The sequence below is a fragment of the Corynebacterium sp. HMSC073H12 genome (assembly GCF_001837775.1).
In the GTDB taxonomy this organism is placed as follows: domain Bacteria; phylum Actinomycetota; class Actinomycetes; order Mycobacteriales; family Mycobacteriaceae; genus Corynebacterium; species Corynebacterium amycolatum.
Genome location: NZ_KV834040.1, coordinates 111405 through 128362 on the forward strand (window position 1 = coordinate 111405; position 16958 = coordinate 128362).

At 59.9% G+C, this 16958-nt stretch carries 17 protein-coding genes, 1 tRNA gene and 1 other RNA gene; 7 read left to right on the top strand and 12 right to left on the bottom strand.

Annotation, left to right across the window (positions count from 1 at the left end; translation table 11 throughout):
• Window positions 1-4: 4 nt before the first annotated feature.
• Complete coding sequence (locus tag HMPREF2708_RS09135; RefSeq protein WP_070834009.1) at window positions 5-1834, top strand: CYTH and CHAD domain-containing protein; 1830 nt, start codon at window positions 5-7, stop codon at window positions 1832-1834.
• 12 nt (window positions 1835-1846) lie between these two features.
• On the opposite strand, the gene HMPREF2708_RS09140 is transcribed toward HMPREF2708_RS09135, so the two are convergent.
• Complete coding sequence (locus HMPREF2708_RS09140; protein WP_016423068.1) at window positions 1847-2050, bottom strand: SPOR domain-containing protein; 204 nt, start codon at window positions 2048-2050, stop codon at window positions 1847-1849.
• 262 nt (window positions 2051-2312) lie between these two features.
• Between HMPREF2708_RS09140 and HMPREF2708_RS09145 the strand changes: the two genes are divergently transcribed.
• On the top strand, window positions 2313-3476 hold the full coding sequence (locus HMPREF2708_RS09145; RefSeq protein WP_070834010.1) for a galactokinase family protein: 1164 nt from the start codon (window positions 2313-2315) through the stop codon (window positions 3474-3476).
• Between the two features lie 11 nt (window positions 3477-3487).
• On the opposite strand, the gene rnpB is transcribed toward HMPREF2708_RS09145, so the two are convergent.
• The 5 genes from rnpB to cobC form a co-directional block, all read right to left on the bottom strand.
• An RNA gene (gene rnpB / locus HMPREF2708_RS09150) (RNase P RNA component class A) lies at window positions 3488-3953 on the bottom strand.
• A 59-nt stretch (window positions 3954-4012) separates the two neighbouring features.
• Window positions 4013-4702 (bottom strand): histidine phosphatase family protein, encoded by a 690-nt coding sequence (locus HMPREF2708_RS09155; protein WP_070834011.1) that lies wholly within the window; start codon window positions 4700-4702, stop codon window positions 4013-4015.
• Window positions 4703-5446: a zinc ribbon domain-containing protein gene (locus HMPREF2708_RS09160; protein ID WP_070600939.1), complete on the bottom strand. Its 744-nt coding sequence runs from the start codon at window positions 5444-5446 to the stop codon at window positions 4703-4705.
• Window positions 5447-5451: 5 nt separating this feature from the next.
• Window positions 5452-6639 (bottom strand): Nif3-like dinuclear metal center hexameric protein, encoded by a 1188-nt coding sequence (locus tag HMPREF2708_RS09165; protein WP_070834012.1) that lies wholly within the window; start codon window positions 6637-6639, stop codon window positions 5452-5454.
• A 69-nt stretch (window positions 6640-6708) separates the two neighbouring features.
• Window positions 6709-7842, bottom strand: coding sequence for an aminotransferase class I/II-fold pyridoxal phosphate-dependent enzyme (cobC, locus tag HMPREF2708_RS09170; protein WP_070834013.1), 1134 nt, complete (start codon window positions 7840-7842; stop codon window positions 6709-6711).
• A gap of 35 nt (window positions 7843-7877) precedes the next feature.
• On the opposite strand from cobC, the gene HMPREF2708_RS09175 reads away from it, so the two are divergent.
• Both HMPREF2708_RS09175 and HMPREF2708_RS09180 read left to right on the top strand, forming a co-directional pair.
• Window positions 7878-8558 (top strand): HAD hydrolase-like protein, encoded by a 681-nt coding sequence (locus HMPREF2708_RS09175; protein ID WP_070834014.1) that lies wholly within the window; start codon window positions 7878-7880, stop codon window positions 8556-8558.
• Between the two features lie 68 nt (window positions 8559-8626).
• Window positions 8627-9130 (top strand): low molecular weight protein-tyrosine-phosphatase, encoded by a 504-nt coding sequence (locus HMPREF2708_RS09180; RefSeq protein WP_371326301.1) that lies wholly within the window; start codon window positions 8627-8629, stop codon window positions 9128-9130.
• Here the strand turns inward: HMPREF2708_RS09180 and HMPREF2708_RS09185 are convergent.
• Window positions 9127-9705, bottom strand: coding sequence for a GtrA family protein (locus HMPREF2708_RS09185; protein WP_246840402.1), 579 nt, complete (start codon window positions 9703-9705; stop codon window positions 9127-9129). The two genes, HMPREF2708_RS09180 and HMPREF2708_RS09185, sit on opposite strands and share 4 nt — an antisense overlap.
• A 276-nt stretch (window positions 9706-9981) precedes the next feature.
• Here HMPREF2708_RS09185 and HMPREF2708_RS09190 point away from each other — a divergent pair, with 276 nt between their 5' ends.
• Window positions 9982-10968, top strand: coding sequence for an SURF1 family cytochrome oxidase biogenesis protein (locus HMPREF2708_RS09190; protein WP_070834017.1), 987 nt, complete (start codon window positions 9982-9984; stop codon window positions 10966-10968).
• On the opposite strand, the gene HMPREF2708_RS09195 is transcribed toward HMPREF2708_RS09190, so the two are convergent.
• From HMPREF2708_RS09195 to HMPREF2708_RS09210, 4 genes are all read right to left on the bottom strand, one after another.
• Window positions 10965-11924, bottom strand: coding sequence for a cobalamin biosynthesis protein (locus HMPREF2708_RS09195; protein ID WP_256380894.1), 960 nt, complete (start codon window positions 11922-11924; stop codon window positions 10965-10967). The genes HMPREF2708_RS09190 and HMPREF2708_RS09195 overlap by 4 nt on opposite strands.
• 1 nt (window position 11925) lies before the next feature.
• Window positions 11926-12114: a hypothetical protein gene (locus tag HMPREF2708_RS09200; RefSeq protein WP_141762940.1), complete on the bottom strand. Its 189-nt coding sequence runs from the start codon at window positions 12112-12114 to the stop codon at window positions 11926-11928.
• 71 nt (window positions 12115-12185) lie between these two features.
• Window positions 12186-12257 (bottom strand) — tRNA-Val (locus tag HMPREF2708_RS09205).
• Window positions 12258-12380: 123 nt separating this feature from the next.
• Window positions 12381-12791, bottom strand: a complete 411-nt coding sequence (locus tag HMPREF2708_RS09210; RefSeq protein WP_005511050.1) for a DUF3052 domain-containing protein — start codon at window positions 12789-12791, stop codon at window positions 12381-12383.
• Between the two features lie 276 nt (window positions 12792-13067).
• Between HMPREF2708_RS09210 and aceE the strand changes: the two genes are divergently transcribed.
• Window positions 13068-15824, top strand: coding sequence for a pyruvate dehydrogenase (acetyl-transferring), homodimeric type (aceE, locus tag HMPREF2708_RS09215; protein ID WP_070834020.1), 2757 nt, complete (start codon window positions 13068-13070; stop codon window positions 15822-15824).
• Window positions 15824-16183 carry an acyl carrier protein gene (locus HMPREF2708_RS10940; protein ID WP_083321920.1) on the top strand — a complete coding sequence of 120 codons (360 nt, stop codon included), beginning with the start codon at window positions 15824-15826 and terminating at the stop codon, window positions 16181-16183. The genes aceE and HMPREF2708_RS10940 overlap by 1 nt, the downstream gene beginning before the upstream one ends.
• Here the strand turns inward: HMPREF2708_RS10940 and HMPREF2708_RS09225 are convergent.
• The gene (locus HMPREF2708_RS09225) at window positions 16159-16782 is read right to left on the bottom strand and encodes a DUF3145 family protein (RefSeq protein ID WP_070834021.1); all 624 of its coding nucleotides are present in this window, start codon (window positions 16780-16782) and stop codon (window positions 16159-16161) included. The genes HMPREF2708_RS10940 and HMPREF2708_RS09225 overlap by 25 nt on opposite strands.
• Window positions 16783-16958: the final 176 nt, after the last annotated feature.

Below are 16958 nucleotides of genomic sequence, written 5' to 3' on the forward strand. Positions count from 1 at the left end.
GCTTATGGCATCTAAGTCTGGTTCTAAGTCCAAAACTCCAACTGCGGCGTTGGAGGTGGAATCTAAGTTCTCAGCTACCCCAGAGGTGGTAGCCCCATCGTTCGATTTCGTTCCACAGGTTGGCTCCACCACCACTGAGGTGCGAAATCTCTCCGCGATTTATCTGGACACGGCGGACCTGCGTCTGACCCGGTCCAAGCACACCCTGCGTCGCCGCACTGGCGGCCCCGATGAGGGGTGGCATCTGAAGGCACCGGGCACCGGCGGTCGCCTCGAATATGGCGTTGGCCTGGAAGAGGGCTCTGTTAACGGTGAAGGCCGCGACGCCGACTACGTCGTGCCCACCGAGTTACTTGCCCCCGTCCGCGCAATTGTGCGCAATCACCCGCTGCAACCAATCGCACAGGTAGACAATGAGCGCCACGTCACCACGGTGTTTGCCCTCGATGGCACTCCCATGGCGGAGTTCGCGGATGACCACGTCACGGCGACTTCCTTCCTCGACGGCGGCGAAACCACCACCTGGCGTGAGTGGGAGATTGAGCTTCTGGGGGATTGGGCAGATCACCCGGACGGCAAGGCTGTAATGGCAGCGATGTCCAAGGTCGCTGAGGTGGCTGGTGCCGTGCCGTCGGAAAGCCCGTCGAAGTTGGCGACGGCGTTGGGTGACTCCATCGACTCCGCTCCCCTGCCGCCTGTTCCGGCGAAGCTACCGAAGGGCACTCCGGGGCGCACCGTGGTCGATGCGCTGGCCGCTAACGTGGCCAAGATGGTCGAGTACGACCCGAAGGTCCGCCGCGATGAGTTCGACTCGGTGCATCAGATGCGCGTCGCCACTCGTGAGCTGCGCAGTCACATGCAGACCTTCCACGGCATTGTAGTGGGCGATAAGGTCGCTGAGCTGGAGAGCAACCTCAAGCAGCTGGCGGGTGTTCTCGGTGTGGCCCGTGACGCTGAGGTCGTCGCTATGCGCTGGGAGGAGCTGCTGGCCAAGCGCGAAAGCGCCGCTTTAGGCGAGGAGCTGCGTGCGAATCTCGTCGCGGATGTCCAGAAGGACTACGACCGCGCTCATCAGCGAGTCATTTTCGCACTCAATTCCAGCGAGTACCTGCAACTTCTCGACGATCTCGATGAGTTCCTCGCCAACCCGCCAATCGCCGCAAACTCGGAAGAGGGCGAGGCTGGGGAAAAGAAGTCCAAGAAGAAGGATGATTCGCTTGTCGACGGCGCGGAGGCCGCAGCCTCCGAGGATGCTTCGGCAGCTGACTCCGAGGTCGCGGCTGAGACTGATACTGCTGCTGCTGCCGCCGATGCAGCTGCTTCCACGGCCTCGGACACGGCCGAGCCGGAGAAGGTAGAGGCACCGAAGGAACTCGACACCACTGCGGTGCTGCTCGATCACTTGCGTAGCGCATTTTCGAAGTTCCGTCGTCGCCACAACCTAGTACTCGATGGCCGAGAGGATGCTGACCTTCCAGAGGCAGATTTGGACGAGCGCTACCACGATGTCCGTAAGGCTGCGAAGAAGCTCCGCTACAGCGCGGAAGCTGCTCAGAACGCGGACCTGCCGACCGAGAAGCTCTACGCTGCTTGCAAGAACCTGCAGTCGGTTCTCGGTGACTTCCAGGACACCTGTACTGCGCGTGACTTCGTGTTGGCTCGCGCTAAGCGTGCCTCCCGCGCGGGCAGGGACACCTTCGGCTACGGCGTGCTTTACCAGATGGAGTACTACGACGGCCTGAAGGCCCTGGCTGAGTACGACGATGCCGTGGCAAAGGTTTTCAAAGCCTTCCGCAAGATGGAAAAGAAGATTAAGAAGGGCAAGAAGGCCTAAACGCGTAGAGCCTTATTTCTCAGCTACGCCCCAGTCGTCATCTTCTTCATCCCAGTCGTCGGCCGCCTTGTTGCGCTCGGCGACTTTTTCCATGGCAGCGCGAGCTTCCTCTTCGGAATCATAAGGGCCCATTCGGTCGTCCCAACCGGTTTTCTTCCCCTGAAACACCGTACCTGTCGACGGCTGGTAGTACCACTTACTGCTGTTGTCGCTCACGATTCTTCTCCTCTTCCACATCGAGAACATGTCGAGTTATCAAGCGGTTCTGCCACCGCTTACTCCGCGCATAAGCAAACTTGCAGAGAGGCAACCATTTGCCTGCCATGTGCACTGCGGCGACATAAAATCCCAGTATATAGGTTTGTCACTGTCCCCCGAGCCGGGTATTATCGACGGAATTGTTCACCTTAGACACAAGCGTTGAACGCGAACACTGCACACAAGCACTATGAGTCCGATCTCTGGAGAGGTTTCACCCATGCCCGCCGCACCCGCTGTCGTAAACGACGTCTTCGATGCCGTCGGTTCTAATGCTTCAGTTGCATACGCCCCGGGTTCCATCAACCTGTTGGGTGAGGACTGCGCGTCCTCCGGCGGCATGCTCCTAACCACCGCTATTCCGGCCTATGCTGCGGTCGGTATCGAGGAAATCGACGAGCAGCAGCTCATTGTCGTGTACAAGCGCGAAACTACCAAGATGGATTTCCCGGACAGCGTCCCCGCCGCTTTTTCGCAGGTGCCGACCGCTGTCGCGGCTACCATCGTCGCATTGCAGCACTCGCTGCACCTCGTTCCGCGCAACAGCAACGGCCTGAAGGTCACCATTGCCTCCACTATCGCGCCAGGTCGCGGTTTTGGAGAGATTCCGGCAATTCAGTGTGCACTCGCGCTGGCTCTCAATGCGCGTTTTGGCGACCGAGATGATGTGCCCACACGCACGCGCATTGCCACCGCTATCCACGAAACCATGGTGCAGATCAAGGGGCAGTCGTGGCCGCTGTACCCTTACACCACAGCACTGCGCAGCCGCCCGGACAGCCTACTGTGCATCAACCACTCCGACGAGGCAGTCACGCAGACGGCGTTGCCACAGTCGTTGGCGCTGACTATCGCTTACTCCCCCGATGTCACCGGCGGTTCGCCCGACGAGGAGCGATACGAGTTCTTCCAGCAAGCTTGCGCCGCTTTTGGCGTGCCGACTCTCGCTAGCCTCCCCGACTCACAGGAGCGGGTCGCGGACTGGGTGCGTGCTCGTCACGAGGTGCACCCGGACGACGAAGACATCCCCACCATCGGCCGCGCCATCCAGTGGCTTGACGACGCCGACGCATCCTCCGACCGCGCCCGCGCAGTCATCGGTCACATCCGACACAGCGATATTCAAGCAGCCATCGCAGGGGTTTCCCGCGATGTCAGTGAACGTGGCTCCGCACCGTCGGCAAGCTCTGTGCTGGGGCAGATTGCCGAGCTGACCGACACCATCGACTGTGAGAAGATTGCCCGTTGTGCGCCGTGCCCGGGCGCGTCGCTGGTGATGTGGTCCCACGTCGACGACGCCGATCGGATCGCCTCCGCGCTTAACGACGGCGGTTCCGAGACCATCCGTGTGAAGAACACTTCGGCCGGCGCGGTGGTCGAGTAAAAAAGTTTGTGTGAACGAGTCGGCCTATGAGCCGGATTCTGTCCCTCGGCGTCCCTTTCGGAAAGCGCCGGGTGGCGATCATCCATCTCGGTCTGCCATTGCTGACAGCCTGAAGCAGCACACCCGCGAGTATCGGACGGGCAGCCCTCAAACACTCGCGCACACGCACGACGAAGCATGCGCGATTTTGCCTTGCTCCTGGTGGGGTTTACCTAGCCGGTGCAATCACTTGCCCCGCTGGTGCGCTCTTACCGCACCTTTTCACCCTCACCGAATCTCCACAGCCTTATGTCAAAGACATCGGCTGTGCGCCCGGCGGTCTATTTTCTGTGGCACTATTCCCGCAGGTCACCCTGGGTTGCTGTTAGCAACCACCATGCCCAGTGGAGTCCGGACTTTCCTCGACAGCGGCCTGGACACACTCTGTAAAAAGAGGCGCCCGGTTCCGTTAACTGCCGCGATCACCCGGCCGGCTCGCTCGAATGGTTAGTGTACCCGCCACAACCGCAATTCAAATAACCCGCCGTACCCGGCTGCTAACCACGCAGGTAGCTGGTGTCGTTAATCAGCCGCACTGATGTCGGCCCATCTGCGTAGAACTCCGCGATGGAGAGGCTGGCCAGGTCCAGGTGCAGGCGGGTGAAGATTTCAAAACCACAGCCGAGCCCCTGGCGCAGCAACGACTTGATTGGCGTGACATGGCTGACTACCAGCACATCAGAGGCGCCGAATTGTTGAGCGATGCGCTCGCGCGCGGCGCCCACTCGGCTATCGACCGAGCGGAAATCCTCCCCCTCCGGCGGCGCCACGGTCGGGTCCGCAAGCCAGGAACTGTGCAGCTCAGGGGTGGAGTTGTGCGCCTCGGAGAAAGTCATGCCCTCCCACTGCCCGAAGTCGGTCTCGCGCAGATCCTCTTCGATGTGGATGTCCAGGTCGAGCGCATCTGCTGCCGCCTCTGCCGTCTGCTGTGCACGACGCTGTGGAGAGGCCACAATGGCCGAGAAATTCATGCTGCCGCTATCAACCAGCTCTACGAGGTGCCGTGCCGCCGCTGCCGCTTGCTGCTTGCCGACCTCCGTCAGGTCGGGGTTCGAACGACTTCCCGAGTACTCCCGGCGAATCGACATCGGCGACTGCCCATGGCGCAGCAGCACCAGCCGCGTGGGGTCCGTGGTCGCACCCGTCCAGCCCGGCGCGCTATCGCGCTTGTCTGCAGCCTGGCTCATTTACTTGCCTTTCACTGCTCCCAGCGTTTCCGCACGCACGATCATCGCGCCACATTCAGGACAGAACGTCACTTCTTCCGGCGCGAGCGTGGTGAATTCATGCACGGTTCCGACATCGAGCTCCATGAAGCAGGAACCGCAGGTGCGCCCGTTCAGGCGTGCGACAGGGATGCCGTTAGCAAGCGCTAGACGACGGTATAGCTTGGCTGCCGAACCATCAATGAGTTTGTCAGCCTCTTCGATTCGGGTCTCAGCGATGGAAATGCGCGCAATGAGGTCAACCTCGGCGTCGTTAAGCCTTTGCTTGGCGGCGACGATGTCATCGTGCGCCTCGTCGGCGTCGTATTCGTGCTCGGCGTCGACCTGATAGGCCTCCTGCATGCGCTCGTACTGCTGGAGTTCCTGTTCAGCGCGTTCGCGGCGACGCTCGGTGGAGCGCAGGTCGTGCTCGAGGTCACGGCGCGTGGATGCGTCTTCTGCGGCACCGAGCGACAGGCGGTCTGCCTTTTCGCGGGCCTTCAGTTTGTTGATGTCCGATTCCAGCTTGGCAATATCGCGGCCAATATCGGAGGCGCTGAGCTTGGAGCGCGCAGCCTCACTGGCCTGACGGCTGTGCTTTTTGCGCAGCTCCTGCAACTCGGCACGCTCGGGCAGAACGTTCTGGCGGGCGGTGAGCCCATCCAACAGAGTTTGGTTTTCCGCCTTTTCCAACATCGCCACTTGGATTTGTGGACTAAGCCTCATGGTCTTCACTTCCTTGCCTGTGTCGACGATTCTGCCACTGTCCAGGGATCGGTGCGCACCTCAAGGACCTCGGTCGCGATCCCGAGCCTCTCGGCCAGCATGTCTGCGGCCTGGTAGCACCAGGGGAACTCGCTGGCCCAGTGGGCCGTATCCACGACGCAGAAGTCCGCGGTCCGCAGTGTCTCATCAACGGGGTGGTGACGCAGGTCCGAGGTAACAAACGCATCGACGCCCATCTTCGCCACGGTGTCCAGGAAAGAGTCGCCCGAACCAGATGCAACGGCAACCGTACGAATCATCCGCTCCGGATCGCCTGCGCCGCGCACTCCCCATGCCGTTGCAGGCAGGCGCTCAGCCACACGAGCGACGAAGTCCTTAAATGGCATCGGCGTATCTAGCGTGCCCACTCGCCCAATGCCCACAGCCTGCTGTGGGTCCAGACCGGTGGCTTGATTGTCCACGATGTCGAAGGCCGGTTCCTCGTACGGGTGCGCTGCAACGAGAGCCTTAACAATCGCCGCGCGCATGGACCGTGGTGCGACCATTTCCAGGCGCACTTCCTCGACATACTCGACCTGCCCCTCGGCACCGATGAAGGGATTTGCCCCGCTCAGCGGGCGGAACTGGCCGCGGCCGTTAATGTGAAACGCACAGCTGTCGTAGTCGCCGATAGTGCCCGCGCCCGCCTCAAACATGGCTTGCGCGACCTTATCGACGTGATCTGCCGGAACCTTCACCGTCCAGGTATCCAAGCCGGGAGCCGGCTGCGGAGCTAGCGGCGCACCCGGTTCGACTCCGAGCACCGTGGCCAACTGGTCGTTGACACCCGGTCGTGCGCTGTCAGCGTTAGTGTGCGCTGCAAAGAGAGCTACACCTGCCCGAATCAGCTTATGAATAATCCGACCCTTCGGTGTATCCGCCGCCACGGAATTCACACCGCGCAGAAGCAGCGGATGGTGCACAACGAGCATCTGAGCACCGGAGGCAATCGCGCGATCTGCGACCTCGTCAGTGCAGTCCAGCGCCAACGCGATGCGACGAACCTCATCCTGCGGGTCACCGCAAATCAGGCCAACTTTATCCCAGCTCTCCGCCAGTGCCGGTGGGTAGGCCGCGTCCATCGCCGTACGCACGTCGGCAACGGTCACCACCGTGTTATCGCCCTCGGCACGGGTCTGCGCAGAGTCCGTCATACATCCATCCCTTCAACATGCATTTCTCTCCAGCCTCTCCTCCAGCGTAGTGAACTCTGCCCCACCGCATCAGTTCTGCGACAGTAATTCCGCCACCTCCGCAATTAGTCGCCGCACACTCGCTTCATCCCGCACGGCCAGCCGCCACCACGAACCGTCCAGGCCGGCAAAGGTGTCACAACGTCGCACGGCTATTCCACGCTCTGCAAGATCCTGCCGCAAACGCTCATGCTTGACGACGTCAACCTCCGCAGCACCCTGCCCATTGTGAGAACTCCGGTCACCTCTCGGACGTGCCAGCACAAAGGGAGCCTCGGAATCCAACACTTGCCAGCCGGCGGCCCTTAGCAGCTGTGTCATAGACTCGCGCTGCTGACGAATCTCGGCACGAATTTCTGATAGCAGCTCTTCCTCACGCTGAGCGATTGCCGCCATAGCGGTAAGTTGCAGCGTGCCCAGAGGCCAGTGCGGACGCCGTCGCGCCAGCTGTGCCAGGAGCTCCGGGTGACCGAGTGCGTAACCGCAGCGCAGGCCAGCGATTGCCCAGGTCTTAGTCATGCTGCGGAAAACGATGACATTATCGGGGATTCTGTTCGCTTCCCCCGGCCTGCAATCGGCTAGCGAGCACCGCCGAATAATCTCACCATCGGCGACGTCCATAAACGCCTCATCCACGACCAGGATCCCACAACGGCTGGCGAGCCCCCGCAGATTATCCGCTGAATGAGCAACGCCGGTGGGGTTGGTCGGATTGCCGATGATGACCATCCGGCCTTCAAGCTGCTGGGAATGCGGGAGGGATGCGTTCTCGTGGACGTCGACAAGCGTAGGCATGAGTGTGTACGGCGACGGCAGTACCAGCGAATCCACCTCGACTCCTGCGGCGAGGAAGGCGGCTTCGGGTTCGGTGAACTGCGGCTGGACGATTGTGGCGGGCAAGCCCAAGTGAGGCAAGAGCGAGAAGCCCTCGGCGACGCCGTGGAGAAGCAGTACCTCGTCGGCGCTGCGATTGTGGTTGGCGGCGATGGCGGCGCGGACGTCGGCATCGAGCTGCGCCGACGGATACGCGGCAAGTTCTCCGAGGGACGTGGCCAGCGAGTTCTGTAGCCACTGCGGTGTGGCGCCGTGGACATTGACGGCAAAGTCCAGGTCAGCGCCATGGGCGGCCTGGTCACCGTGATAGCGCAGCGGGTCGTCTAACATGCCATCCAGCCTAATGACCTTTTAGGATGAACAATATGTCCACTGGCCATCGCCCCACTGTCCTTATTGATGTCGACGGCACCATCGCCGATTCTCTCCCCGCAATCGCACATGGCTTTCGCCTTGCATTGGAGGAAATTGACCACCCCCTTCCGCCTGAGAGCTTTATCAACACGATTCCCGGGCCGCCAATGGTGGAAACACTCGCATCTCTCGGGCTTTCCGACGAACAAGTCGACCGAGCCTTCGCCGTGTACATGGAGCATCAACACGCCGGTGGCTGGCAGCGTGCCGAGATGTTTCCCGGCTGGCCGGAGCTCCTGCGCGATTGGCGGAAAGCTGGTGTTCAACTAGCCACCGCGACTTCCAAGGGCGAGTACTTCGCCCGCAAGACCCTGGATAATTTCGGGCTTCTCGACGCCTTTGATTTCATCGGCGCCGCCAGCGACGACGGCTCACGGCAGACAAAGGCTGAGGTCATTGAGTACACGCTCAAGGAGTTGGGCATTGAAACCGATGAAGCAGTGCGCCCGTGTGGGTCGGTTGTAATGGTCGGCGATCGCATCCATGATTTTGAGGGCGCCGCACAGTTCGGTATCCCGGCCATCGCTGTTAAATGGGGCTACGGCTCGGAATCTGAGTGGGCATCGGCTGCGGCGGTGGCGGCCTCGCCTGGGAACCTGAATCGTGTTGTGCGGGAAATGTTGTATCTTTAAGACTCGTCAACGATTAGTGACAATCCTATTTTTATTTTCCGAGAAGTTTGGTTTTGCCTATTATGCTTATGAACTCGTCGCATCGTACTGAGTCCGTGTACGTCGTGTTTGTCTGCTCCGGAAATATCTGCCGCTCCCCCATGGCTGAAATCATCGTCCGTGACGCAGTTGAAGCCAATGCGCTTGCCGACGATGTCCTGCTCGCTTCCTGCGGAATCGGCGGCTGGCATGTCGGCGAACCCGCCGACGAGCGGGCTCAGGCCGAGCTGGAAAATGCTGGATACGACCCAAATCACACCGCAGCACAGCTGGGCGATGAGCACATGGATGCAACGCTTTTCATCGCCATGGATGAATCGCACATCAATGGTCTACTCCGCGCTGGCGTGCCAAAAGAGAAGATTCGCCTGCTGCGTTCCTTCGACCCGGCGTCCCCGAAGAGCGCCGTCGTGGCCGATCCTTACTACGGCGGCCCGGAGGGGTTCGTCCGCACTCGAAACGAAATTGAGGCCGCGACGCCGGGCATCATCGCATGGTTGCGTGAGACTCTGGCGCTGGCCTCTGAGCGTTAAGGTTTCAAAACAACCTTTTCTTTTGTCTTATTGGCATTGCCCCGGTTTCGGAACGCCCAAATCTTATTCAAGATGAAGTTAGCGGGCGTGCCCAAGATGACACCGATGAGGTTTGCCCAGTAGAGGCGGTTCCTAAAGCCGGTGGAGTCGTCGAAAATGTCCGTTGGCAGTGCCAGCGGCGAGGTGGGGTTAGTCAGCAGCGTGATGACAACCAGGTTCACAATCAGCGCTGAGATACCTGCAAATAAAAACGGGAAGAACTGCCTAAACCAGTTCGGGCGATTGTCAGTTCGGAAAGTCCAGGAGCGGTTGAGCTGGAAGTTCCAGATGTTAGCCACGACAAACGCCAGAGTTGCATAGACGTGGGAGTAACGGATATTCCACCGTGTCCCGAACAGGTTCATAAACACGTCATGTTCATTGGTGCCCAGACTGAGCCCGAACTTGCGAGCAATAATCACGACAAGCAGATTGACAACCACACCTGTGCCGCCAACCAGACCGAACTTGATGAACTGGCGCGAGACTGTGCTGAAGCGGCGTGAAGGCGAAGATTTCGCTGTTTGCGTGCCCACCACGACACCTCTCTTTCCATCTATCCCGGGTAGATTCCCCGTCAAATACGCTCAAACAACTTTACCCGAAGTTCACTCAATCTCCGCGCAGGTGAATCCTTGCGAAAGCGAGATTTCCCTCACGGCAATCAGCCATTTCCTCCCGCATCACCACATCAGCACTGTGCACATTTGGTATGCACTTTGAAAACAGGTGCCACTGCCCACCCGCCGCAACAGTGCCAGCCGCTCTAGTGCCATACGCTCTAGTGCCATCCGCAGCACCGGGTAAGCTCAATGAATGTGTTTAAGAATGTGCGCCAGTTTCTGACCCCTGGATGGGTTCTCACTGCGATTGTCGCCATTGCGTTTTCCTATCTCGCATTTACTGTTCTGGCTCCATGGCAGTTGGGTAAGAACACCGCGACGCAGCATCGCAATCAGCAGCTTGAGCACTCATTCGAGCTCGACCCCGTAGATGTCAATGAGCTAATGCCCAAGGGCAAAGGGTTCGTCGAGGGCAACGAATGGCGTCGCGTTACCGCCACCGGGTCCTTCCTGCCGGATACCCGCGTTCTATTGCGTAACCGCCCAGTAAATGGCGCTCCCGCCGTTCAGGTACTCGATGTCTTCGTCGCTAACAATGGCGAAAACTACCTGGTCAACCGTGGTTTTGTACGCCCGACAGACTCCAGCACCCCCAATGTTGAGCCAGCCCCGAAGGGCACCTTGACTATCTCGGCCTTTACCCGCCGAAACGAGATTCCCGCCGAGACCGCTCCAATCGCCGGCACCCCGCCGCAGGTCTACGGAATCAATACCAAGGAAGTGTCCGAGCTAGTCGACACCGAACTCAACCCCGATTGGCTTCAGCTCTCGGACAAATCCGATGCCGTCATCGAGGCCATTCCGCTGCCCACTCTGGAGTCCGGCCCGTACCTCTCCTACGGCATTCAATGGATCTTCTTCGGCGCTCTCGTGCCGCTTGCCGTCGTCTGGTTCATTCGCGCTGAAATCGTCGAGCGCAGACGAGACCGCGCGGAGCAGGAGGAGATGGCCAAGGCCCTCCGCGACGCCGAAGCCGCGGAACCAGCAGATGACGCTGATGCCGCCGAAGCCGCAACACCCGAATCGGACGATGCCACCACTCCCACCCCTCCGCCGGCTAAGCCCGAAGAGGATCGCGCCACCGAGCTGCACCGTCAGCGCATGGCGCAACGCTACGGCAACACTGGCCACCGCGCCGCAGGTTATCGCGATAACCGATACGACGAGCGTTTCTAACTCTCAGCTCGCGCTTTCACTCGTCGGATACATCCGGCGACTACTGCTGCTCCGGCGCAGCTGAGCGCAACAATGTTTTGTACTCGCTTGCTCAGCCCTGCGGCACGCCGCACATCGGTCACCGAAGGCCTCCGACCGCTGCCAAGCACCGGGCGCATCTCCACTCCGCTGGGATACACCGTCGCGCCGCCCAACTGCAGCCCCAGCGCACCAGCAGCGCTCGCCTCCACGACGCCCGCGTTCGGGCTTGGGTGGTTGCTGGCGTCTCGTCGCCACGCTGCCAATGCTTGACGACGGTCCGGACCTGCAACCACAGTTGCGACAGCTGTAAGTCTCGCGGGGAAGAACCCGGCGACGTCGTCAAGCCGTGCACTGGCCCACCCGAACTGCCGATAGCGAGCGTTGCGGTATCCCACCATCGCGTCGAGGGTATTAGCCGCTCGATGAGCGACCACACCAGGAGCGCCTGCAATGGCACCCCACATGAGAGTGCCGGTGACTGCGTCGGAGGTATTTTCAGCGAGCGATTCGACGGTCGCTCGGGCGATGCCATCAGCGTCGAGAGCTTCCGGATCACGCGAACACAACCACGGCACAAGTTCGCGGGCGGCATCGATGTCGCCGGAGGTGAGTCGGTCAGTCATGCGCTCGCCAGTACGGCGGAGAGTGGTGCCGCCGAGCGAAGCCCACGTGGCGGCAGCCAGCGTGAGACTCGGTGCGACCGTGCTGACTGCGGCGGTAAGCGCTACCGGTGTGGCCACTGCGATTGCGGTGAACGCCACACCGCGCGCTTTGGAGTCGGCGTAGATTCGGCGCTCAAGTTTGCTGACGGCCTGCCCGTAGAGGGCCACCGGATGGTGATTGGTGGGGTCTGCGAAAATGCGGTCAAGTGCATACCCCACTGCGATAGCCGCACCACGCCGCCAGAGGTGTCGGCTCCTGGCATGTGTACGCAATCTAATCAAACTGTCCCTGTAGAACGGCTACGACATCGAGCGGCTCGCCCGCATTTGCAGCCTTGACCATTGCTTTACAGGTGGCCGAATCGATTATCGGTTTACCATCCCCGCCGATTGCGTAGGCGGGATCGCCCGCAAGCAGAGATCCGACAAAAACAATGGTGGCAAGCGATTTTGTAAAACGCACAGACCGGGAGTTTAGCACAAACAAAATCCGCCCGGATTCTCCATTACAAGAATCCGGGCGGATTATATCTGTGCGGCGAGAGGGTTTCGAACCCCCGACCGCTGGTGTGTAAAACCAGAGCTCTACCGCTGAGCTATCGCCGCGCTGCTGCGAAACTTTAACACACGGCAAACATAGATTGCCAATTGCGCACTACAAACAGCGTTTAAGTATATTGTTTCAACAGCTCAGCTAGTAGCCGATTCAAACGGGACAGCTAAAGCCGGCTAACTAGAGCGCTGCACCAGGCAATTGCCCTGCCAATCCCCCAGACGAAGCGCCGAGGTGTTGGAGAAACCTGCCAGCTGTGCGGACTCGTCAATCACGCCAGGATCAATGGCACCCGGCTGACCAGCGCCCGGCGTGAGCAGCCAAACGCGACCTTCATCCTCCAAAGGGCGGGAAGCGTCCACAAGACCATCGACCAAGTCGCCGTCTTCTTCGCGCCACCACAGCAATACGACGTCGACAACCTCATCCGTGTCTTCGTCGAGCAGGTCTGCATCCAGGAAATTCTCGACCGACTCACTGATTGCTGAGTCACAGTCTGTATCCCAGCCAACCTCCTGGACTAGCTGACCTTCCTTAATGCCGAGCCTGCTCGCATATTCATGAGCAGCGCCTGTGGCGTTGACCACTTCCCTTTTCCTCCTCTAGAAAAACTATTCAGCTCGATTTTTCGAACTATGTGCAGGAATTTTACCGCTCAAATACATTTTTCACAGCTGCAAAATAAGAATTTCCCCAAAAAGGTGCAGTTTTCGCGGTGTTCTTCGCAATGTTCGTCGTAAAGCCAAGCGGATTATTTGGTGAAAGCGTGTGTAAGAAACGGCTAGGGGCACAACAAACGATTCAGAAGTAGAGTGGAGAAAAATAACCTTTGCCTTTCCTTCAGGGACTGAAAGGAGCTCACAATGTCCGATACATCGTCAGGTACGCCACAAGCCCACTCTGATGAGTCAAACTTTGCCCTTATCCGTGATGGGGTCGCCTCCTATCTCACGGATACAGATCCTGAAGAGACCAGGGAGTGGCTTGAGTCTCTCGACGGCCTGTTAGAAGAGGCAGGTCCGGAACGCGCACGCTTCCTCATGCTGCGACTGCTGGAACGTGCCACGGCAAAGCGCGTGGCCCTACCGCCGCTGACCTCGACAGACCTCGTCAACACCATCCCGACTGAGATGGAGCCAGAATTCCCAGGCGATGAGGACATTGAGCGCCGCTACCGCAAGTGGATCCGCTGGAACGCGGCAATTATGGTCCATCGCGCACAGCGTCCAGGTATCGGCGTGGGCGGACATATCTCCACCTATGCGGGTGCCGCACCGCTTTACGAGGTCGGCTTTAACCACTTCTTCCGCGGCAAGGACCACCCAGGCGGCGGTGACCACGTCTTCTTCCAGGGCCACGCTTCGCCGGGCATGTATGCCCGCGCATTCCTGGAGGGACGCCTGACCGAGGAGGACCTCGACGGTTTCCGTCAGGAAGTTTCCCTCGGTGAGGGCAATGGCCTTCCCTCCTACCCGCACCCGCATGGCATGCCGGAGTTCTGGGAGTTCCCAACGGTGTCGATGGGTCTGGGCCCGATTAACGCTATCTACCAGGCCCGCTTTAACCGCTACCTCCATGACCGGGGTATCAAGGACACTTCCCAGCAGCACGTTTGGGCCTTCCTCGGTGACGGCGAGATGGACGAGCCGGAATCCCGTGGCGCCATTCAGCATGCGGCGCTGAACAACCTGGATAACCTGACATTCGTCATTAACTGCAACCTGCAACGCCTCGACGGTCCGGTGCGCGGCAACACCAGCATCATCCAAGAGCTGGAGTCGTTCTTCCGCGGCGCTGGTTGGAATGTCATCAAGGTCGTTTGGGGCCGTGAATGGGACGAGCTCTTCGCCAAGGACAAGGACGGCGCACTAGTCGACCTGATGAATAAGTTCTGCGATGGCGATTACCAGACGCTGAAGGCTAACGACGGCGCTTGGGTGCGAGAGCACTTCTTCGGCCGTGACCCGCGCACTGCCAAGCTGGTCGAGGACATGACCGACGAGGAGATTTGGAACCTCCGTCGCGGTGGCCACGACTACCGCAAGATTTACGCTGCCTACAAGAAGGCCTTGGAGACCAAGGACCAGCCAACTGTCATCCTGGCGCACACGATTAAGGGATATGGCCTCGGCCACAACTTCGAGGGCCGCAACGCGACCCACCAAATGAAGAAGCTGACGCTCGATGATCTGAAGCTTTTCCGTGATAACCAGCGCATTCCAATCTCCGACGAGGAGCTGGAGAAGAATCCCTACCTACCGCCGTACTACAACCCGGGCCCGGAGTCCGAGGAAGTGCAGTACATGCTGGAGCGACGCAAGGAGCTCGGCGGTTTCGTGCCAGAGCGCCGCACTAGCTACGAGCCTCTGACAGTGCCAAAGCCTGAGAGCCTGAAAAACCTCCTCAAGGGATCAGGTAAGCAGAAGGTCGCCACCACTATGGCGACGGTGCGTGTTTTCAGGGACCTGATGCGCGATAAGGACCTCAAGGATCGTTTTGTGCCCATCATCCCTGATGAGGCCCGTACTTTCGGCATGGACTCCTGGTTCCCGACGCTGAAGATCTACAACCCGCACGGCCAGAATTACACTCCGGTCGACCATGAGCTGATGCTGTCCTACAAGGAAGCGAAGGACGGCCAAATTCTGCACGAGGGCATTTCCGAGGCGGGCTCTGTGGGGTCGTTTACCGCTGTCGGCTCGGCGTACGCCACCCATGGCGTGGCCATGATTCCGCTCTACATCTTCTACTCTATGTTCGGTTTCCAGCGCACGGCTGACTCCATTTGGGCCGCTGGTGACCAAATGTCCCGTGGCTTCCTGCTCGGAGCTACAGCTGGTCGCACGACGCTGACAGGTGAAGGCCTGCAGCACATGGACGGTCACTCCCAGCTGCTGGCGGCTACGAACCCGTCTGTGGTCTCCTACGACCCGGCGTTCGCCTACGAGATTGCCTACATCGTCTGCGACGGTATCGACCGCATGTACGGGCCGGAGCGTGGCGAAGATGTCATCTACTACCTGACTATCTACAATGAGCCGACTTCGCAGCCGGCCGTCCCGGAAGACCTCGATGTCGAGGGGCTACTTGGCGGTATCTACCGCTTCCGCAAGGCTGAGGGCGACAAGCATGTCAACCTGCTGGCTTCCGGCATTGGCATGCAGGAGGCGCTGCGCGCCGCGGACATCCTGGAAGACTACGGCGTGGCTTCCTCGATTTACTCGGTGACATCGTGGAATGAGCTGGCCCGCGATGGGCACGAGCGTGACACTGAGCGTCTGCACAACCCGGCTGAAGAGGTCGACGACGCCTTCGTTACCCGCCAGCTGTCCGACACCGATGGGCCGTTCATCGCAGTGACCGACTTCCAGCGTGCGGTCCCGGAGCAGATTCGCAAGTGGGTTCCGGGTGACTACACCGTCCTCGGCACCGACGGCTACGGCTTCTCGGATACCCGTCCGGCCGCTCGCCGCTACTTCAACTCCGACGGCGAGTCAGTCGCTGTTGCGGCCCTGTCCGCACTGGCACGCGCTGGCAAGCTCGACATGAATGTCGCCCAGGAAGCAGCTGAAGAGCTGCAGATTACCGATCCAACCACAACCACTCAGGACGCTGAATAATGACCTCAAGCCTTGGAGATCAGCTCAGCGCCCTACTGGGCACACAGGTCACCGGTGACGCTGACGATGCCTCACCTAATGCAGCGAACGGGGGCTCGAAGAAGAGTTCCGCCGACGCTGACCTGCCCGCAGGTCTTCACGGCGAAGTTGCGGCAATCGTCAAAAAGATGGCTAACGACGAGGTGGAGTCCTTAGAGCTCTCCACCCCGCTGACCGACTACGGTTTTGACCGCCTAAGCGTCGTAGAGTTGGCCGTCCGTTGCGAAGAAGAGCTGGGAGTCCGCGTTGAAGACGAGGACATATCCTCGTTTAAGACCCTCGGCGATGTAGTTGACTACATCGCCGCCCGGCGCGGGTAGAGCTGCAACACGTTAGCTGCCTCTACCCCACCGAGGTCTGCGCTGCCAGCGGTCGAGTTGCCGCTGGCACTGTCGGGCCCGGCAGGGGTGGACGTCGTAAAGCACTCTTCGGGGGCGTAGCCTGCCGTCATCATGCGCATTGGCTCTAACACGCGATCCCACGGCCCGCCGATGGCCGCGTCGAGGGCACCTTCGATGTCGCCGCCGCGCGCCATGATGGAACGCAGCGCGTCTTCGTTGATCACGATGTTTCCGGCGGCATCGGTCTGTCCGGCGAAAGTCCCCAGCTGCGGGGTATGGCAGTAGCGCATACCGTCGATGGCGTAGCCGTCATCATCCACGACTGGGTCTTGCGCCAGCTCGAAATAGAGGCGCGGCCACCTAGCCAGGTTGTCCACCAGTGTGGCGATGGTGTCAGCACTTGCAGTGAAAGGCACCTCAGCGCACAAAGTGGAATCCTGGTCGGTCGCACGCCAAATATCCCGACCTGGCTTAGTGCCATCGGGCATGCTGAGTCGGGCCAGCGCCCACGTGATGTGTGGTTGCAGCGGCCCTGGCATGCTGTGAATCCACAGGACGCCTGAAAGTTGGGTGCGCATAGACGAAGGTCCTCGGAAAAGTTGCGGTCAATTGGTGTAAGACGAGATTCGTCTTCCCCTACGAACTCATCCAACGACACTTGCCACACTGCAGAAAAAGCACTGCGGTAAAACAACACTTCTGAGGTTTGCGTTGCACGTGTTTATGATTGTTATTTCCGAGACGGCTGCTGGCA

Excerpts from the sequence above, each read along its gene's own strand:
- HMPREF2708_RS09135 (WP_070834009.1), top strand. The coding sequence starts at position 5 with ATGGCATCTAAGTCTGGTTCTAAGTCCAAAACTCCAACTGCGGCGTTG.
- HMPREF2708_RS09145 (WP_070834010.1), top strand. The coding sequence starts at position 2,313 with ATGCCCGCCGCACCCGCTGTCGTAAACGACGTCTTCGATGCCGTCGGT.
- HMPREF2708_RS09155 (WP_070834011.1), bottom strand. The coding sequence starts at position 4,702 with ATGAGCCAGGCTGCAGACAAGCGCGATAGCGCGCCGGGCTGGACGGGT.
- HMPREF2708_RS09160 (WP_070600939.1), bottom strand. The coding sequence starts at position 5,446 with ATGAGGCTTAGTCCACAAATCCAAGTGGCGATGTTGGAAAAGGCGGAA.
- HMPREF2708_RS09165 (WP_070834012.1), bottom strand. The coding sequence starts at position 6,639 with ATGACGGACTCTGCGCAGACCCGTGCCGAGGGCGATAACACGGTGGTG.
- cobC (WP_070834013.1), bottom strand. The coding sequence starts at position 7,842 with ATGTTAGACGACCCGCTGCGCTATCACGGTGACCAGGCCGCCCATGGC.
- HMPREF2708_RS09175 (WP_070834014.1), top strand. The coding sequence starts at position 7,878 with ATGTCCACTGGCCATCGCCCCACTGTCCTTATTGATGTCGACGGCACC.
- HMPREF2708_RS09180 (WP_371326301.1), top strand. The coding sequence starts at position 8,627 with ATGAACTCGTCGCATCGTACTGAGTCCGTGTACGTCGTGTTTGTCTGC.
- HMPREF2708_RS09190 (WP_070834017.1), top strand. The coding sequence starts at position 9,982 with ATGAATGTGTTTAAGAATGTGCGCCAGTTTCTGACCCCTGGATGGGTT.
- aceE (WP_070834020.1), top strand. The coding sequence starts at position 13,068 with ATGTCCGATACATCGTCAGGTACGCCACAAGCCCACTCTGATGAGTCA.
- HMPREF2708_RS10940 (WP_083321920.1), top strand. The coding sequence starts at position 15,824 with ATGACCTCAAGCCTTGGAGATCAGCTCAGCGCCCTACTGGGCACACAG.
- HMPREF2708_RS09225 (WP_070834021.1), bottom strand. The coding sequence starts at position 16,782 with ATGCGCACCCAACTTTCAGGCGTCCTGTGGATTCACAGCATGCCAGGG.